General features: G+C 68.2%; 17 protein-coding genes. 10 read left to right on the plus strand and 7 right to left on the minus strand.

Annotated features, from left to right (window positions below; all coding sequences use genetic code 11):
- The first annotated feature begins 39 nt into the window (after window positions 1-39).
- The 3 genes from ACPXB3_RS10405 (at window position 40) to malQ (ending at window position 4,404) form a co-directional block, all read left to right on the plus strand.
- Window positions 40-687: an SDR family oxidoreductase gene (locus tag ACPXB3_RS10405; RefSeq protein WP_425704582.1), complete on the plus strand. Its 648-nt coding sequence runs from the start codon at window positions 40-42 to the stop codon at window positions 685-687.
- Between the two features lie 78 nt (window positions 688-765).
- Complete coding sequence (locus ACPXB3_RS10410) at window positions 766-2,154, plus strand: FAD-binding oxidoreductase (protein WP_425704583.1); 1,389 nt, start codon at window positions 766-768, stop codon at window positions 2,152-2,154.
- Window positions 2,155-2,208: 54 nt separating this feature from the next.
- Window positions 2,209-4,404, plus strand: coding sequence for a 4-alpha-glucanotransferase (malQ, locus tag ACPXB3_RS10415; protein ID WP_425727537.1), 2,196 nt, complete (start codon window positions 2,209-2,211; stop codon window positions 4,402-4,404).
- 19 nt (window positions 4,405-4,423) lie between these two features.
- Here malQ and ACPXB3_RS10420 read toward each other — a convergent pair whose 3' ends face one another.
- On the minus strand, window positions 4,424-5,674 hold the full coding sequence (locus ACPXB3_RS10420) for an MFS transporter (protein WP_425727538.1): 1,251 nt from the start codon (window positions 5,672-5,674) through the stop codon (window positions 4,424-4,426).
- Between the two features lie 52 nt (window positions 5,675-5,726).
- Between ACPXB3_RS10420 and ACPXB3_RS10425 the strand changes: the two genes are divergently transcribed.
- On the plus strand, window positions 5,727-6,914 hold the full coding sequence (locus tag ACPXB3_RS10425; protein WP_425727539.1) for an ATP-grasp domain-containing protein: 1,188 nt from the start codon (window positions 5,727-5,729) through the stop codon (window positions 6,912-6,914).
- Window positions 6,915-6,975: 61 nt separating this feature from the next.
- Here ACPXB3_RS10425 and ACPXB3_RS10430 read toward each other — a convergent pair whose 3' ends face one another.
- Complete coding sequence (locus ACPXB3_RS10430; protein ID WP_425704587.1) at window positions 6,976-7,398, minus strand: globin domain-containing protein; 423 nt, start codon at window positions 7,396-7,398, stop codon at window positions 6,976-6,978.
- Window positions 7,399-7,620: 222 nt separating this feature from the next.
- Here ACPXB3_RS10430 and ACPXB3_RS10435 point away from each other — a divergent pair, with 222 nt between their 5' ends.
- Window positions 7,621-9,117, plus strand: a complete 1,497-nt coding sequence (locus ACPXB3_RS10435; protein WP_425727540.1) for a flavin-containing monooxygenase — start codon at window positions 7,621-7,623, stop codon at window positions 9,115-9,117.
- 2 nt (window positions 9,118-9,119) lie between these two features.
- Window positions 9,120-10,124, plus strand: a complete 1,005-nt coding sequence (locus tag ACPXB3_RS10440) for a zinc-binding alcohol dehydrogenase family protein (RefSeq protein ID WP_425727541.1) — start codon at window positions 9,120-9,122, stop codon at window positions 10,122-10,124.
- 38 nt (window positions 10,125-10,162) lie between these two features.
- Here ACPXB3_RS10440 and ACPXB3_RS10445 read toward each other — a convergent pair whose 3' ends face one another.
- A complete protein-coding gene (locus tag ACPXB3_RS10445; RefSeq protein ID WP_425727542.1) occupies window positions 10,163-10,927 on the minus strand; it encodes an SOS response-associated peptidase in 765 nt (254 codons plus the stop codon).
- Window positions 10,928-10,978: 51 nt separating this feature from the next.
- The gene (locus tag ACPXB3_RS10450; RefSeq protein ID WP_425704591.1) at window positions 10,979-11,482 is read right to left on the minus strand and encodes an aminoacyl-tRNA deacylase; all 504 of its coding nucleotides are present in this window, start codon (window positions 11,480-11,482) and stop codon (window positions 10,979-10,981) included.
- A 299-nt stretch (window positions 11,483-11,781) separates the two neighbouring features.
- Between ACPXB3_RS10450 and ACPXB3_RS10455 the strand changes: the two genes are divergently transcribed.
- Both ACPXB3_RS10455 and rsrA read left to right on the plus strand, forming a co-directional pair.
- Complete coding sequence (locus tag ACPXB3_RS10455) at window positions 11,782-12,594, plus strand: sigma-70 family RNA polymerase sigma factor (RefSeq protein WP_425704658.1); 813 nt, start codon at window positions 11,782-11,784, stop codon at window positions 12,592-12,594.
- The gene (gene rsrA, locus ACPXB3_RS10460; protein ID WP_425704592.1) at window positions 12,591-12,899 is read left to right on the plus strand and encodes a mycothiol system anti-sigma-R factor; all 309 of its coding nucleotides are present in this window, start codon (window positions 12,591-12,593) and stop codon (window positions 12,897-12,899) included. The genes ACPXB3_RS10455 and rsrA overlap by 4 nt, the downstream gene beginning before the upstream one ends.
- 123 nt (window positions 12,900-13,022) lie before the next feature.
- On the opposite strand, the gene ACPXB3_RS10465 is transcribed toward rsrA, so the two are convergent.
- On the minus strand, window positions 13,023-13,097 hold the full coding sequence (locus ACPXB3_RS10465) for a 50S ribosomal protein bL37 (protein WP_109239415.1): 75 nt from the start codon (window positions 13,095-13,097) through the stop codon (window positions 13,023-13,025).
- 155 nt (window positions 13,098-13,252) lie between these two features.
- Between ACPXB3_RS10465 and ACPXB3_RS10470 the strand changes: the two genes are divergently transcribed.
- Window positions 13,253-13,468 (plus strand): biotin/lipoyl-binding carrier protein, encoded by a 216-nt coding sequence (locus ACPXB3_RS10470; protein WP_425704593.1) that lies wholly within the window; start codon window positions 13,253-13,255, stop codon window positions 13,466-13,468.
- Between the two features lie 30 nt (window positions 13,469-13,498).
- Window positions 13,499-15,028: a sensor histidine kinase gene (locus ACPXB3_RS10475; protein WP_425727543.1), complete on the plus strand. Its 1,530-nt coding sequence runs from the start codon at window positions 13,499-13,501 to the stop codon at window positions 15,026-15,028.
- A gap of 125 nt (window positions 15,029-15,153) precedes the next feature.
- On the opposite strand, the gene ACPXB3_RS10480 is transcribed toward ACPXB3_RS10475, so the two are convergent.
- Window positions 15,154-15,408 (minus strand): WhiB family transcriptional regulator, encoded by a 255-nt coding sequence (locus ACPXB3_RS10480; protein WP_425704595.1) that lies wholly within the window; start codon window positions 15,406-15,408, stop codon window positions 15,154-15,156.
- A 412-nt stretch (window positions 15,409-15,820) separates the two neighbouring features.
- Window positions 15,821-16,774: a diacylglycerol/lipid kinase family protein gene (locus ACPXB3_RS10485; RefSeq protein ID WP_425727544.1), complete on the minus strand. Its 954-nt coding sequence runs from the start codon at window positions 16,772-16,774 to the stop codon at window positions 15,821-15,823.
- Window positions 16,775-16,817: the final 43 nt, after the last annotated feature.

The following is a 16,817-nucleotide window of genomic DNA, read 5'->3' on the forward strand; positions in this document are numbered from 1 at the left end:
GACCCCGATCGAATCGACCGACACGAAACGAGGTGCACTGTGGCACGAGTGATCATCATCGGCGGACACGGAAAGATCGCGCTGCGACTTGCGCGGCTGCTCACCGCGCGCGGCGATGCGGTGAGTTCGGTGATCCGCAACGGGGCACAAACCGATGACGTGGAGGCGACCGGTGCCACGCCTGTCGTCGCCGACGTGGAGAAGCTCGACGTCGACGGGATCGCCGGGCTGCTGCGGGGTCACGACGCGGTGGTGTGGTCGGCCGGTGCCGGCGGTGGTGATCCGGCGCGCACGTATGCGGTCGACCGGGACGCCGCGATCCGCTCGATCGACGCCGCCCGCGCCGCCGGGGTCGACCGCTACGTCGTCGTCTCCTACTTCGGTGCCGACCGCAACCACGGTGTGCCCGAGGATGATTCGTTCTACCCGTATGCCGAGGCGAAGGCTGCGGCGGATGCTCATCTGAAGGACACCGACCTGGCATGGACGATCTTGGGCCCGAGTCGCCTCACCGACGAATCGGGCTCGGGACGCATCGCGCTCGGTGGTTCGGGCGAATCGAAGGGCGAGACGAGCCGGGACAATGTGGCGCAGGTGGCCGCTGCGGTCATCGCCGATCCTGCCACGGCGCAACGGATGATCGAGTTCAACGACGGCGACCAACCGATCACCGAGGCGCTGCACTGATCGTCCTGCTTCGCCCGGTGTGCTCCGTTGCACCGTCCGTACCGCGCGGTCCGCGTGCCGGCCGGTGATAATCGGGTGATGACTGCCGTCGGGGACGTCGAACACGTCGAGGATGCTCTTGCCCGGATCGTCGGTGATGCCAATGTGCTCACCGACGCCGACGCGATGGCCGGATATCTCGTCGACTGGATGGGCCGTTACACCGGGTCGGCCGATGCGGTGGTGCGTCCCCGGAGCACCGACGAAGTTGCCGAGGTCGTGAGACTGTGTGCGGCCCAAGGCATCCGGATGTGTGTTCAGGGTGGTAACACCGGACTCGTCGGCGGGTCGGTCCCGCCGCCCGCGTCCGGTGGTGCGCCGCTGATCGTGCTGAGCACCGCGCGGATGACCGGCATCGACGAGGTCGACCCGGTCGGCCGGTGCGTCGGCGCGCAGGCCGGTGCCACCATTGCGGCGATCGACGCCCGCGCCCAGGACTACGGGTTGATGTTCCCGGTTGATCTCGCTTCCCGCGACAGCGCGACCGCGGGCGGGGTGGTCGCCACCAACGCCGGGGGCATGCGCATGATCCGGCACGGCAACACCCGCGCCCAGATCCTGGGCGTCGAGGCCGTCCGGGCCGACGGAGAGATCCTGCGACGCTGGTCGCCGTTGGTGAAAGACAATGTGGGATACGATATTCCGGCTCTTCTTGCCGGCAGCGAGGGTACTTTGGCGGTGATCACCCGGGTGCTGTTCCGCCTCGTCACGCCCCCCGCCGAGACCGTCGTGGTGGTGTCCGCGCACGAGCAGGTCGCCGACGCGCTCGCCCTGATCGGGCGGGCACGCGAATCGGGGCTGGCGGTCGAGGCCGCCGAATTCATGACTCACGACGGACTCGATCTCGTCCACGAGTACGGAACCCGGCGGCCCGTTGCCACGCCCGCGCCGTACTATCTGCTGGTCGAGGTGTCGGGCGCCGGCGACACCGAGGAGGTCGTCGTCGACCTACTCGAGGATGCCGAGGGGATCATCGACGCCGTGCTGGAACCCGGTCCGGCGCGGGCCCTGTGGGAGGTTCGTGAGCGCCACACCGAATCGATCGCACGCGCCACCTCGACGCCGGTGGTCAAACTCGACGTGTCCTTTCCGATCCGTGCCCTCGCGGCGGCGATCACCGAGCTGCAAGACCTCCCGGATCGGTTCGACTTCGCGTGCCGGCCGATCCTGTTCGGCCATGTCGGCGACGGAAACATTCACGTGAATCTGCTCGACGTGCCGGTCGAGTCGACCGGCGCCGCCACCGATACGGTGTTCTCGATCGTCGCAGCTCTCGGCGGCAGTATCAGTGCCGAACACGGTGTCGGGCGCGCCAAGGTCGCGTGGACACATCTGGGCCGATCAGCCGTCGACCTCGCGACGATGCGTGCGATCAAGGACGTCCTCGATCCACACGGACTGCTCAACCCGGGAGTGCTGTTCGGCTGATCGCCACCGGCGAGATGCCGCGCGCCCAGCCGCCGACGGTGAGACGATGCAGGCGTGGCCGATTCAGTGGTGCCCGATGCAGTGGCGACCGACGCGGTGGGAGCGCGACTGGCCGAGTTGGCGCGCCGCAGCGGGGTGGCGACGAGCTATGTGGGATGGGGTGACACCGATCACGAGGTGAGCGCATCGACGCTGCGGTCGGTACTCGACGCGATGGGGATCGCCGCCGACACCGACGAGCAGATCGACGATTCGCTGGCCGAACTCGACATCGCCGCGTGGCGGACGCTCGTCGCGCCGGTCACCGTGCTCACCGAGGGCGACGCGGCGACCTTGTGGGTCCATGTGCCCCACGGCAATCCGGTCGAGCTCACCCTCACCACCGAGGGCGGCGACCGGATCCGCCCGGTGCAACTCGACATCTGGTGGGAGCCGCGCGAGGTCGACGGGGTGCGCACCGGCCGGGCGAGTTTCGCCGTGCCCGACGGCCTGCCGCCCGGATACCACGAGATCACCGCCACCGACACCGTCACGCAGCGCACCGCGTCGGCACCGCTGATCGTGACGCCGCGCCGGCTCGACACCGCCGACGCGCTGCTGGGGGAGCAACGGTGGGGGACTGCTCTGCAGCTCTATTCGGTGCGGTCCTCACGGTCCTGGGGCGTCGGTGATCTCGCCGACCTGGCCGAGATCGCGGCGTCGACGGCGAGCACCTATGGCGCCGACTTCGTCCAGGTGAACCCGCTGCATGCGGCGCAGCCCGTCCCGCCGCTCGAGAACTCGCCGTATCTGCCGGTGACCCGTCGCTTCGTCAACCCGCTCTATATCGCGGTCACCGACATCCCCGAATTCGTCGACGTACCCAAGGCGGATCGCAAGGTCATCGAGAGGCTCGCCAAAAGCTTTGTGGCCGAGGACCTCTCGACGAAGAAGATCAAACGCAACAAAGCCTACCGGGCCAAGCTGGCGGCCCTGGAGATCATCCACCGGGTGCCGTTGCGGACCGCACGCGCCGCCGCCTACCGGCAGTTCCGGCGCCGGGAGGGGGAGGGCCTGCGCGACTTCGCCACCTGGTGTGCGCTCGTCGAGGAGTACGGCGCCGACGGTCCCGAATGGGAGGGCGAACTCCGCGATCGGGAATTCGTCGCGCAGCAGCGCCGACGGCTCGCCGAACGTGTGGAGTTCTACACGTGGCTGCAGTGGATCTGCGACGAACAGCTCGCCCTCGCCCAGCGTGCCGCGCGGGCGGCGGGGATGCGGATCGGCATCGTCGCCGATCTGGCCGTCGGGGTCGGCCGGGACGGCGCCGACGTGTGGACGCTCGGCGACGTCCTCGCGACCGGCGCCACGGTCGGCGTCCCGCCGGACGGCTTCAATCAGCAGGGACAGAACTGGAACCAGCCGCCATGGCATCCGCGGCGGCTGGCCGAATCGGGGTACGCGGCCTACCGCGACATGCTGCGCACGGTGCTGCGGCACGCCGGGGGCCTGCGCGTCGACCACATCCTCGGTCTGTTCCGGCTGTGGTGGATCCCGGACGGGTGCTCCCCGGCCGAGGGCACCTATGTGCACTACGACCACGATGCGCTGATCGGCATCCTCGCTCTCGAGGCGCAACGTGCCGGCGCCGTCGTCATCGGCGAGGACCTCGGGGTCTTCGAGCCGACGGTGCGCCAGACCCTGGCCGACCGGGGCATCCTCGGCTGCTCGATCCTGTGGTTCGAGCAGGGCGCCGAAGCGCCGGTCCCGCCCGAGGACTATCGCGAACTCTGTCTGACGTCGGTCACCACCCACGATCTGCCGCCGACCGTCGGCTATCTCGCCGGTGACCACATCACCTTGCGTGCCGAACTGGGACTGCTCACCGAGAGCGAGGACGCCGACCGCGCGCGCGAGGAACACGACCGCGATGCCATCCTCGCGATGGCCCGGAAACGGGGGCTGTGGTCGCCGGACATCCCGTTGACCGATCCGCGCACCGTCGATGCGCTCTACCAGCTCATCGCGGCGAGCCCGTCGGTGTTGCTCGGGGTGGCGCTCGTCGACGCGGTGGGCGAACGGCGCATCCAGAATCAGCCGGGAACCGACTCCGATCAATATCCCAACTGGTGTATCCCGCTGGCCGACGAGGACCGGCGCCCGGTGCTCATCGAGGACCTGCCGGCGAATGCGCGGTTCGCGGCGCTGGTCGCGGCGCTCGAGGCGGCCGGAGTCGGTGGGCGCCCAGAGTCCGACGACACCTTCGGCTGAACGCGATGAGCCGGCGCCGTCAGGCGGTATCCGCACTGCGGCGCAGGGCGAACACGATGAGGATCATCGCGAGCGCGCACAGGATGCCGACCCCGATGTTGAATGCGATGCCCGCGGTGACCAGGCCCCAGTGGGCCGCGGCGATCCCCTGCCCGATGATCGGGACCGACAACGCGACATAGGCGACCACGAAATAGGTGGAGGTCACCTCGGCGCGGCGGTCGTCAGGGCTGGCGGCCACCACTGCGGCCATCCCCTTGCTGAACGAAATGCCTTGGCCGACACCGGAAATCACGGCACCGATGATCAGCAGCGTGAGCGAGGCCGCGGCCAGCGACCACGCCAGCACCGCGACCCCGACGACGAGTATCGCGCATCCGGCGATCAGTGCGGTGCCGGTGGGTGCGCGGCGGCCGATGATCTGGATGGCCGCCGACGAGGCCAGCAGCAGTGCGACGAGGGCACCCGCAGCGGCATGATTGTCGATGCCGATCACCTTCGCCAGAAACGACGGAGCGATGCCGGTGAAGGTGCCCAGCACTGCGAACCCGGCGAACGCGGCGATCGCCGGGCCCGTGAAGACCGCCCGCACCTGCGGTGGCACCGACAGTCGTTGCAGGCTCAGCCGGGCGCCCGGGGTGATCGTGACCGGTTCGGCGATGAACCAGATGGCTGTGCCGACGAGGGCGAGGACGACGAGGTCGACCACGAAGACGGTGTGCAGCGGTGCCGGCGCGTACTCGGCGAGCAGGCCCGCCACCAGCGGGCCGAGCCCGAGTCCGCCCATGTTGGCGGCGGTGGCGATCGCCGGGGCCCGCGACTGCCACGAGCGGGGCGCGAGTTCGATCACCGCGGCCGTCGCGGTGCCGGTGTAGATACCCGCCGACAATCCGGAGACGACGCGGCCGGCGAGTAACTGGCCGAGCCCACCCGCGGTGACGAAGATGACCGCGCTCACCGCCGAGATCAACACGCCCGCGATCAGCAGCGGCCGTCGGCCCACGACATCGGACCAGCGTCCGCACAAGATCAGGGCGGCGATGACCCCGGCGGCGTACACGGCGAAGATCACCGTCGTCGTGGTCACCCCGAAATCCAGTTGCGAACCGTAGATCGAATACAGCGGCGTCGGGATGGTCGTCCCCATCATCACCACCGCAAAGGCGGCCACCGCCGCCCCCAGCGCGGGACCCGGGCGCAACGTCCGGCGCGCGGAGGCCGGACCGTCGGGGTGTCGGCCGGTGCCGCCGGGTGGTGTGTTGGTTGCCATGGCGTTTCTCAGCGTATCGCCGGCGGCGCGCGGTCGACTACTCTACGACCACATGGCGCCTGCTGATCCGCGAATCCTCGTCACCACCTCCCGGATGCCGTTCGCGGTGGACGAGATCCACAAGCTCGGCGAGACCGGCCGGTTCGTGGTGGCCACCGACACGTTCCGGGCCGCGCCGGGAAACCACTCGCGCGGTGCGAGCAAACACCGCATCGTGCCGGCCCCCGCGCAGGAGCCGCGGGCCTTCGTCGACACGATCGCGACGATCATCGACGAGGAGCAGATCAACTGGCTGCTCCCGATGTTCGAGGACGTCTTCTACCTCGCCCGGCACCGCGAACAACTGGCGGCCGACCGCGATATCGAGCTCTTCTTTCCCGACCTCGACACCTTGCGTCTGGTCCACGACAAGGTCAGTTTCACCCAGTTGTGCAAGCAACTCGATCTCCCGGTCGCCGAGACGATCACCGCCACCGACAAAGATGAGCTGCGCACCGCGCTCGGGCACTGGGATCACTGGTTCGCGCGCGCGGCCTTCGGCCGCGGCGGGCTCGACGTGGCGACCAACACCGGCCCGCTGGCCGGCGAGATCAGCCCCGAGGACATCGAGCCGACCGCCGAGAACCCATGGCTGGTGCAGGAGTTCCTCAAGGGCGTCGATCGATGCAGCTGGAGCGTCGTACACCACGGCGAGGTGGTGCTGCACTCCTGCTACGAGCATCCGCTGGCCATCGACAATCGCGGCGGGATGATCTTCCGTTCGGTCGACTCGCCGGAATCGCTGGAGACCGCGCAACGCATTGCGCGCGAACTGAATTGGCACGGTCAGCTCAGCTTCGACTACCTGATGACCGAAGACGGTGTCCACCACATGGTCGAGTGCAATCCCCGCCCGACCGCTGGTTGCACCGTGGCCACCGCCGAGGAATTGGACACCGCGCTCTTCGCGCCCGGCGAACTCGTCGTCGTCCCGGCCGGCCGCAAGAGGATGATCCGGGCGGCGGTGATCCGCGACGCCCTGATGCACCCGAGTCACGCGCGCGCCGACCGGGACGCCGCACGCGGCGCCTTGGGAGTGTACGAACAGCGCAAAGACCATCTGCCGCTGCTGTATTCGGCGTTGTCGCTGCAGCACGTGTGGGCCTACCGCAAACAGCTCGGGATCGATCGCGACAAGGGCGAGACGCTGGTGGCCACCCAGTTCTTCGACGTGCTCTACGACGGATCGCCGATTCCCTGAGCCGGTACTTCCCTGAGCCGGCAACTTCCCTGAGCCGGCAAATTCCCTGAGCGGCCGATGCTCAGGCGGCGCCGGAGTCGGTTTCGGCCTCCGGATATCCGGCGAGCATCAGGTCGGCGACCGCGGTCAGTGCCTGCGCCCACTGCGCCGTGTACTCGTCGGTCCATGCGGGCCCGGCGATCTCGGCCATCGTGGCGATCAGGGTCTGCGCCACCACCGGATACAGCGCCTCGCCGACACCGAGATCGGCGTGGCGGCGGCCGAGCGCGCCGAGTGTGGTGGTCAGCCATTCCGGATCGTCGAGGTGTTCGACCACGCTGATCACCGCCGTCCGCAGCATGGCGGCCTGGCCGCGGGTGCTGCGGCTGAACATCGGCTGGACCTCGGGATGGGCGGCGAAGAGCTTCTCGTAGAACAGTACGGTGAGTCCGTCGTCGGGCAGATCGACGAGGGCGAGGCTGGCGGTGAGGGTGTCTTTGTCCATGCCCACAGGGTGGGTGGCGCGGGTTTCGTCTGCGCAACCTGCGGAAAGCGCTCGGTAAAAGCAACCTCACAGCGGGCGGGGCCCCGTGTGAGGACTTTCTGCCCACGCGCTCGGACTGTGCGACAAACGCTAGAGTGATCTGCGTTACTGTGGAAGCGGGTAACAGATAGAGATGGGGGTCGCGGGCCCGGACGGCACAGCGACACTCGGGAGGAGCGGGTCATGTCATTGCATCATGAGGTCATCATCGTCGGCGCCGGATTCGGTGGGCTCGGCGCGGCCATCGAGTTCCGGCGGCTCGGAATCGACGACATCGCCATCCTCGAACGCGAGGACGACCTCGGCGGCACCTGGCATGTCAACCACTACCCAGGGCTGGCCGTCGACATCGCGTCGGTGACCTACTCGTACTCCTTCGAGCCGAATCCGTATTGGTCGCGCTTGTTCGCCCCGGGCCCCGAACTCAAGCGCTACGCCACCCACATCGCCGACAAGTACGACCTCAAGCGGCACATGGAATTCGGCACCGCGGCGGCCGGCGCAGAGTGGGACGATGGCCGGCAGCGCTGGACGGTCCGCACCGCCGACGGCACCGAACGCACGTGCCGGTATCTGGTGACCGCGACCGGCTTCCTCTCGCAACCCCATATCCCCGACTTCCCCGGAGTCGATACCTTCACCGGCAGCATCCTGCACACCGCGGCCTGGGACGATTCCGCCGATCTCACCGGCAAACGGGTGGCGATCATCGGGACCGGGGCGACCGCCGTCCAACTGATCCCCGAGGCGGCGCGCGTCGCGAAACACCTGACGGTGTTCCAGCGCACCCCGATCTGGGTGGTGCCCAAGGTCGACTTCGCCATCCCGAAGCCGGTGCAGCGCTTGTTCGCCCGGGTCCCCCTCGCGCAGCGGGCGGCCCGCCTGGTCAACACGTCCCTGCTCGAGATGCTGATGGTGTTCGGGGTGCTGCACTTCCGGCAGGCGCGGCTCGGCAACATGGCGGCGGCGATGCTCGCCAAGATGCATCTGCGCGCCCAGGTGCCCGACGCATCGTTGCGGCGGGCACTGACCCCGGACTACGACTTCGGCTGCAAGCGACCGACATTCTCCAACAGCTACTTTCCCGCGTTCGTCCGCGACAACGTGACGCTCGAGACCAGCGGCATCGGACATCTCGACACCGGTGCCATCGTCGCCGGCGACGGCCGCCGGACCGAGATCGACACCTTGATCCTCGCGACCGGATTCGACCTGTGGGACAGCAACTTTCCCGCTTTTCCGGTCGTCGGCCGGGACGGCGTCGAGTTGGGGCAGTGGTGGCGGACCGAGCGGTTCCAGGCATATCAGGGCATCACCGTCCCGCGCTTCCCGAACCTGTTGTCGCTCAACAGCCCGTACTCCTACAGCGGACTCTCGTACTTCACCACCATCGAGGGACAGATGACCCACATCGGCCGGCTCTTCGAGGAACTGAGACGACGCGGGGCGTCGACCTTCGAGGTGACCGAGCAGGCCAACGCCGACTTCCTCGGCGAGGTCACCGACAATCTCGCGTCGTCGGTGTTCTACCGGGGCAACTGTGCGAGCTCGCGCAGCTACTACTTCAACCACCAGGGCGAGGCCGCGTTGTTGCGGCCCAACTCCACGCTGACCACCCTGCGGAAAATGGGTAACTTTCCGCTCGACGCCTATGCGTATCGGAACGCGCCTACTGTGTGACCATGCGTGCATGGGCCGTGAACCGTCCCGGACCGATCGACACCGCGCCGTTGGCGTTGGTCGACAAACCGGTGCCCGAACCCGGGGCCGGAGAACTGCTGGTACGCATGCGTGCCTGCGGGGTGTGCCGCACCGATCTGCATGTCTGTGAAGGTGATCTGCCGGTCCACCGGCCAGGGGTGACGCCCGGCCACGAGGTGGTCGGCGAGATCGTCGGCCTCGGCGACGGCGTCGCCGGATTCGGTATCGGTGACCGGGTGGGCGTTGCCTGGCTGCACCACACCGACGGCACCTGCGCGTACTGTGCCCGCGGCGACGAAAATCTTTGCCCTGCATCGGTCTACACCGGGTGGGACGTCGATGGGGGCTACGCCGAATACACCACCGTGCCCGCCGATTTCGCCTATCCGCTACCGGCGGGGGTCGACGATGTGACCCTGGCCCCGCTGCTCTGTGCCGGCATCATCGGATACCGCGCGCTCAAGCGGGCCGCACTCCCGCCCGGCGGTCGACTGGGACTCTACGGCTTCGGCGGCAGCGCGCACCTCGCCGCGCAGGTGGCGATCGCACAGGGCGCCCGGGTGCATGTGATGACGCGCGGCGAACGGGCGCGTGAGCTGGCGCGCTCGCTCGGCGCGGTCTCGGCGGTCGGCGCCTGCGACGCCCCGCCCGAGCCGCTCGACGCCGCGATCACCTTTGCCCCGGTCGGCGAACTGGTACCGGTTGCGATGCGTGCCCTGGACCGGGGTGGTGTCCTGGCGATCGCCGGCATCCATCTCAGCGATATCCCGGTGCTGAACTATGAGCGAGAGCTGTTCTACGAGAAAGAAATTCGTTCGGTCACCGCCAACACCCGCGCCGACGGCCGCGAATTCCTGGAGCTGGTCGCCGAATACGGCATCACCGCCACCACGCACCGATACCCACTCGCCCGCGCCGATGTGGCCCTCGCCGACCTGAAGGCCGGGCGCTTCGACGGCGCCGCGGTGCTCGTGCCCGACGATTGAGTTCTCACCGAGCCTCGGGCACGCGGCCGGTGGGCCGGTCAGGCCGGGTTGAGCAGTTCTGGCGAATTGTTGACGACCCGATTGACCAGCGGCGACACCTCGCGGATCGCGATGGCGGCCGCGACGTCGGCGCTCGGCGGCGCGAACAGATCCGTCGGCGCCTGATGATCGGGATCGAGCCACGCATCCCAATTTCCGTACGGCATGATCAGCGGCATCCGATCATGGATGTCGCGCAGGTCGCCGACGGCGTCGGTGGTCAGGATCGAGCAGCTCAGCAGCGGTGACGCAGCAGGATCGGTACGGTCGCGCCACACCGACCACAGGCCCGCCATGAACACCCGGGTGCCGTCGGCCGGGGACATGAAGAACGGCACCTTGGTCGGCTTGCCGTTGGCGTCGGGCGGCCCTTTCTGCCACTCGTACCAGCCGTCCATCGGCACCAGGCAGCGGCGCGACTTCACCGACGACCGGAACGAACTCTTCTCGCCGGCCGTCTCGGCGCGGGCGTTGAACAGCAGCGGACCCTTGCCGATCTCTTTGGTCCAGGCCGGGACCAGACCCCACCGCATGGCGCGCACGCGCAGCCGCGGGTCGTCCTCGGGCTCGTCATGGTCGTGCCGCTTGACGACGGTCATCACCGTCGTGGTCGGTGCGACGTTGTAGTTCGGGCCGGGCACACCGGGCGCCTTCTGACCCGATCCGTCGGCGTTTGTCGGTGCGTCGAGCGGCACCTCGTTCACGGCATCGATCTCCGCGGCGAGTTTCGCCGGGTCGGTGGTCACCGCATAGCGTCCGCACATGACCTCATGTCTACCCGACGGGGCGTCCGGATCGGTGGTCGGACGACGGTGTCAGGCGGTCTTGTCCGCGCAGATGCCCGCGGTCACCGCGGAGGTGATCGCGATCAGGTCGGCCGGCGCCAACTCGACCTCCAGACCACGGCGCCCGGCGCTGCACAACACCCGCGGCCACCGCAGCACCGACTCGTCGATCACGGTGGGCAGCGCAGTGCGCTGACCGATGGGGGACACCCCGCCGAGTACATAGCCGGAACTGCGGGTGACCGCCTTCGCGTCGGCCAGCACCGCTCGGCCCGCGCCCAGGACGGCTGCTGCGGCCTTCAGCGACAACTTGTACGGAACGGGCAGCACGGCCACGGCCAGGCCTGAGGCTGCCCCGGTCAATTCGATGACCAGGGTCTTGAGGACCTGTTCGGGCGCCACACCGAGCCTGCCGCCGAGTAGGGCGACGGCCTCGGCGCCATATGCGGCGCTGCGCGGATCGTGGCGATACCGGTGGACCTCGTGGGTGATCGCCGCCGCGGTGAGCGTGGCGATGGCCGGTGTCGCGGACACACATACCTCCTCGGTGAGACCGGTGGGCCGACCGGTCGGAGAAAGCCTGGCAGGGGAGAACTGATGGCGGAACACAGCAGGCGTCGGACGGAACAATTGTCGCGCCGGCCCTGTTATCACCACAGGACCGGGCGGATATGACCGCATCATCGCAGGTGGATGCGGCGTGTAGCCCCAGTGACGATCTCGGGGTCTCCTTGGGAGACGACTCGAAGCAGCGGAAGGCAGGTGGGCAGATGAACTCGGAGATGCTGCTCGATCCCCCTCGAACACCGCCGGCCGGTGCCGGCTCGGTAGACTTGATCGACATCATCGGATCACCGGAATCGGTGTCCGCCGGCGTCATCACCGAAGGGATCGCAGTGACCGAACCCGATTCAGGCGCTCGCGAGAGTGCCCCGGCCGACTCCGCGCAGGACTTGTCGGGCAAGACTGCCGACAAACGGTCCGCGCGTACCGTCACCGGTTCGGCCGAGGGCCCCGGCTCCGCCGCTCCGCGCCGCGCCGACCCCGGCGAGAGCGCCGCCGACCTGACCGAGCGATTCGAGCGTGACGCGTTGCCGCTGCTCGATCAGATGTACGGTGCGGCGCTTCGGATGACGCGCAAACCGGCCGACGCCGAGGACCTGGTCCAGGAAACCTACGTCAAGGCCTTTTCCGCCTTCGCGTCGTTCCGGGAGGGCACCAATCTCAAGGCGTGGCTGTACCGGATCCTGACCAATACCTACATCAACGGCTACCGGAAGAAGCAACGGCAGCCGGCTCAGTACCCGACCGACGAGATCACCGACTGGCAGCTCGCGGCGACCGCCGAGCACTCGTCGACGGGTCTGCGGTCGGCCGAGATCGAGGCGCTCGACGCGCTGCCCGACGACGAGATCAAGGCAGCCCTGCAAGCGCTGCCCGAGGATTTTCGGATGGCGGTCTACTACGCCGACGTCGAGGGGCTGCCGTACAAGGAGATAGCCCAGATCATGGACACCCCGATCGGCACCGTGATGTCGCGTCTGCACCGAGGTCGACGGCAACTGCGCGAACTGCTCGCCGACGTCGCCCGTGAGCGGGGCTTCAACCGTTCGGTCAGCACGACCACGAGCGAGGTGGCCCGATGAGCGAAGCCCACGTACCCACCGACGACGACCCGGAATTCAGCTCGCTCGATTGCTCGGCAGTCATCGCCGACGTCTGGCTGCTGCTGGACCACGAATGCGACCCGGACGCGCGCGCACGGCTTCAGGGGCACCTCGACAACTGCCCGTCATGCTTGGCGCACTATGGCATCGAGCGTGACCTCAAAGCGCTGATCAACCGCAAATGCGGGGGCGAGCACGCGCCCGCCGGACTCCGCGACCGGCTGCGGGTGGAGATCCGCAAGACCGTCATCGTGCAGGAGACGCGCTACACCTCCGGAGACTGACACACCCAGTAGATTGAGAAAAGACGCAGGTCATCGGCCTACGACAACGCCCGGGCGGAACCGGTCCCATCGGACCGGGCTCACCGCACCGGGCGTTTGTCGTTCATACGCCGAGAACTGAGCTCAGGCGTTGGGTCGCTTGCCGTGATTGGCTGCGCTCTTCTTCCGAGCACGCTTCTTGCGTCCGCGCTTACCCATGGCGGGCCTCCTTCATCGAGTTGTGCCCCCAGATTGTCCCACGAGCAGTGCAGTGTCCGGGAATCGGTGCGTGACTGCCCCTGCCGAGGGGCGGATGCGGCCGTCGTCGGCGCGCGCGGGGTGGACCAGATCCAGGGTGGGCTAGATTCAGGGGCATGGCTGAAGACGTCGTGGCAGAGATCGTGGCGAGCGTGCTGGAGGTGCGGACCGGGTCGGGCCGGCACGTCGAGGTCGGCGACACACTGGTGCTGCTGGAGTCGATGAAGATGGAGATCCCGGTGCTCGCCGAGGAACCCGGCACCATCGCCGAGATGAAGGTCCACGTCGGGGACGTGATCCAGGCCGGCGACATCATCGCCGTCTACGAGTGATCGCCTGAGGCGAGGCGAGATCCCACCGCCATGTCCACCCTGGCCGATCTGCTGGCCGAGCACACAACGCTGCGCGAGCGTGCCGCGGCGCATCTGCAACGGCTGGTGGCCGAATGGCAATTGCTGGCCGACCTGTCCTTCGCCGATTTCGTCCTGTCGGTGCGTACCGAGGCCGGTGACATCGTCAACGTTGCCCAATGCCGGCCCAACACGGCGTCGACGGTGCTGCCCGACGACGAGGTCGGACGCGTCGTCGACCCGGCCGTGCACCCGCAGGTCTTCGGCGCCTTCGCCGAGGGCCGCATCCTTCGCGACGAGGACCCCGTCTGGCTGGGCGCGACGGCCATCCGGCGTGAGACGGTGCCGGTGCGGTTCATCGACTCCACCGGCGGCGTCGCGGTGGTGGGCGTGCTCACGCGCGCGGTCGACCTGACCCATCCGCGGCTGCCGTCCCCACTGGAACTCGCCTATCAGAATTCGGCCGGCGACCTCTGCCAGATGGTCTCCGACGGCACGTTCCCGCAGCAGGAGGGCAATCCGCGGGGGCTCTCGACGCCGCGCGCCGGGGATGGTTTCGTGCGCATCGACGACCGTGGGGTGGTCGTCTACGCGAGCCCCAACGCGTTGTCGGCGTTCCACCGCATGGGCTGGAGCGCCGAACTCGGCGGAACGCGCCTCTCGGAGGTGACCGCGGCCCTGCTGACCGATCCGTTCGAGTCGCAAGACGCGGCTTTGCTGATCGACGCCGCATGCGGGGTGAGTGATCCGCCGACCGGGCCCTACCGCGATGTCGGGATGCGGATGGAGGCGAACGCCCGCCGCGCCACCGTGCTCATCCGTGCCGTGCCGTTGGCCCCACGCGGAGCCAGCACCGGTGCAGTGGTCCTGATCCGTGACGTCACCGAGGTCAAACGTCGTGACCTCGCGCTCATCAGCAAGGACGCGACGATCCGAGAGATCCACCATCGGGTCAAGAACAATCTGCAGTCGGTGTCGGCGCTGTTGCGACTGCAGGCGCGGCGCACCTCCAACGATGAGGCACGCACCGCGCTCACCGAGGCGGTGGGGCGGGTGGCGTCGATCGCGCTTGTGCACGAATTGCTCTCCGGCAGTGTGGATGAGGAGGTCGACCTCGACGAGGCCGTCGATCGACTGGTGCCCACCCTCGTCGACGTCGCCTCCGGTGACCGGCCGGTGTGGGTGCGCCGCCGCGACCGCCTAGGCGTTCTGGCCGCCGACCTCGCGATGCCGTTGGTGATGGTCCTCACCGAGCTGATCCAGAACGCGATCGAGCATGGCTTCGTTGCCGCGCGCACCGACGCGCGAATCGACATCCACGCCGACCGTGACGTGCGCCGCCTACGGATATCGGTGCGCGACAACGGTTCAGGGCTGCCCGACGGCTTCGACATGACCTCGTCGGAACGGCTCGGCCTGCGTATCGTGGCGACGCTGGTGTCGATCGAGCTCGGCGGTGAGGTGAGTGCGATGCACAACCCGGATGGTCCCGGCGCCGAGTTCGTCGTGGTGATCCCGCTGCATCGGGAAGCCACGCGCTGACCCTCTGGTGCAGTTGAATCCGGCCGTGCAGGCAGATGTGGGGTGGCCGGTCGGCGCAACAAAAAACCCGGCCATGGCCGGGTCTCTTGTGCGGCCGCCGGAGGCGGCCGGTGTTCGTCGCTCGCTCAGACGCCGCTGCGGGTGCGGGTGCGGGCGGTGCGACGCTTGAGTGCGCGTCGTTCGTCTTCGCTCATGCCGCCCCAGACGCCGGCGTCCTGGCCCGATTCGAGGGCCCACGCCAGGCAGTCGGCGGTGACCGGGCACCGTGCGCAGACGAGCTTCGCATCGGCAACCTGTGCGATGGCCGGACCGCTGGTTCCCACCGGGAAGAACAGCTCCGGGTCCTCGTCGCGACAGATGGCCTTGTGACGCCAGTCCATTCCTTCTCCTTAAGGTGCTCCGCGCACCACTCGACAACCGTTGGTTGGTTTGTATTGGCTGTAACCGATAATTCACGCGAAGACACCGATTGTTTCCGCGCTGTTGCTTGTGAATACTTTCACGAATCCAGGCGAAGTCAATGGTCTTGCGTTAACACGTGGGCAATATCACTGTCGTCGCACTATCACTTCACGTGTCCGGTCCCCGCGGGGGGCCGGTGTGTCAGCTCCAACTCCGGTGAACTATCCTACGCCGAGTCGGGCCGAGCCGTCACGCGTTTTTGCAGGTCGGGCTCGTGGCAATCGTCTGATCGATCACAGTGCGTGTGAGCAAGCGCACGCGGCATGGCTGGTCACACGCACCCCGCGGGGCGGTCGCGAACGGATGTCAAGCGCTCGGGTCGGGCTGAGATCAGCGGTTGACAGTCGGCTCACCGGCCGGGGCGACGACGTCGAGGACATCGGAACGATGGTCGAACCGGATGTCGGTGAAGGCGCCGATGTAGTCGCCGTCCATCTGCACGTCGAGTGCCTCCGGAGCCGCGAAGGCCACCCACGCCACGTCGTCGTCGCGAAACAGGTGGCGGGCCTTCGGGGTGCGCCCGGCGACCAGTCGCGTGGCCAACGGGAGATTGCGCAGCACCCCGGTCGACGTCGCGGCGAAGACGCCCAGGCGCGTCCCGAACCCGGTCGCGGGATTGATCCGGATCTCCCGCCGCCCGAGGTAGGTCCACGGGCTGGTGTTGCTGATGAAGGCGAACCGCGTGTCCTCGACCGGGTCGTGGCCGGCCGCGGTCACCGTGAAAGTCTTTGTGTCGCGGGCATTTCGAAGGAAACTCGCGATCGTCGTCCGTAGGTAGCGGGCGGGCGTCGCGGCTTTGCCCGCGTGGCGCTTGTCCTCCATGGCGTGAACGATGATGGCGTCGATGCCCATGCCCGCGTTGAACAGGAACCACCGATCCGCGGAGTGCCCCAACCCGACCCGGCGGTGGCTGCCGTGGTCGAGGAGATCGATGATCTGCCGCGTCGCCTGCAGTGGATCGGGATCGATGCCGAGCGTGCGGGCGAACACGTTGGCGCTGCCACCGGGGATCACCGCGAGAGCGGGTAGCCGGGTGGGCGCACTCCGCCACGGAGGGCCGAGCAGACCGTTCACGGTCTCGTTGACCGATCCGTCGCCGCCGTGGACGATCACCGCGTCGTAGTTGTCTGCGACGGCTCGTGCGCCGAGTTCACCGGCGTGGCCGCGATGGGTGGTGTGTTCGACGTCGACGGGGAAGTGTGCGCTCAGCGTGTTGACGAGGGCATCGCGGCCTGCGGGGCTGGTCGCGGTGGCGAACGGGTTGACGATGAGCATGACGCGCACGACATCCGAGGATATGGGGTCATGGCGGACCGCCGCCGCCCGG

Origin of the sequence: Gordonia sp. DT219, from assembly GCF_049847065.1 — a bacterium.
In the GTDB taxonomy this organism is placed as follows: Bacteria; Actinomycetota; Actinomycetes; order Mycobacteriales; family Mycobacteriaceae; genus Gordonia.

Bases quoted from the DNA above. Each gene is read 5' to 3' on its own strand.
- ACPXB3_RS10410 (WP_425704583.1), top strand. From the start codon at position 766: ATGACTGCCGTCGGGGACGTCGAACACGTCGAGGATGCTCTTGCCCGG.
- ACPXB3_RS10420 (WP_425727538.1), bottom strand. From the start codon at position 5,674: ATGGCAACCAACACACCACCCGGCGGCACCGGCCGACACCCCGACGGT.
- ACPXB3_RS10425 (WP_425727539.1), top strand. From the start codon at position 5,727: ATGGCGCCTGCTGATCCGCGAATCCTCGTCACCACCTCCCGGATGCCG.
- ACPXB3_RS10430 (WP_425704587.1), bottom strand. From the start codon at position 7,398: ATGGACAAAGACACCCTCACCGCCAGCCTCGCCCTCGTCGATCTGCCC.
- ACPXB3_RS10435 (WP_425727540.1), top strand. From the start codon at position 7,621: ATGTCATTGCATCATGAGGTCATCATCGTCGGCGCCGGATTCGGTGGG.
- ACPXB3_RS10440 (WP_425727541.1), top strand. From the start codon at position 9,120: ATGCGTGCATGGGCCGTGAACCGTCCCGGACCGATCGACACCGCGCCG.
- ACPXB3_RS10445 (WP_425727542.1), bottom strand. From the start codon at position 10,927: ATGTGCGGACGCTATGCGGTGACCACCGACCCGGCGAAACTCGCCGCG.
- rsrA (WP_425704592.1), top strand. From the start codon at position 12,591: ATGAGCGAAGCCCACGTACCCACCGACGACGACCCGGAATTCAGCTCG.
- ACPXB3_RS10470 (WP_425704593.1), top strand. From the start codon at position 13,253: ATGGCTGAAGACGTCGTGGCAGAGATCGTGGCGAGCGTGCTGGAGGTG.
- ACPXB3_RS10475 (WP_425727543.1), top strand. From the start codon at position 13,499: ATGTCCACCCTGGCCGATCTGCTGGCCGAGCACACAACGCTGCGCGAG.
- ACPXB3_RS10480 (WP_425704595.1), bottom strand. From the start codon at position 15,408: ATGGACTGGCGTCACAAGGCCATCTGTCGCGACGAGGACCCGGAGCTG.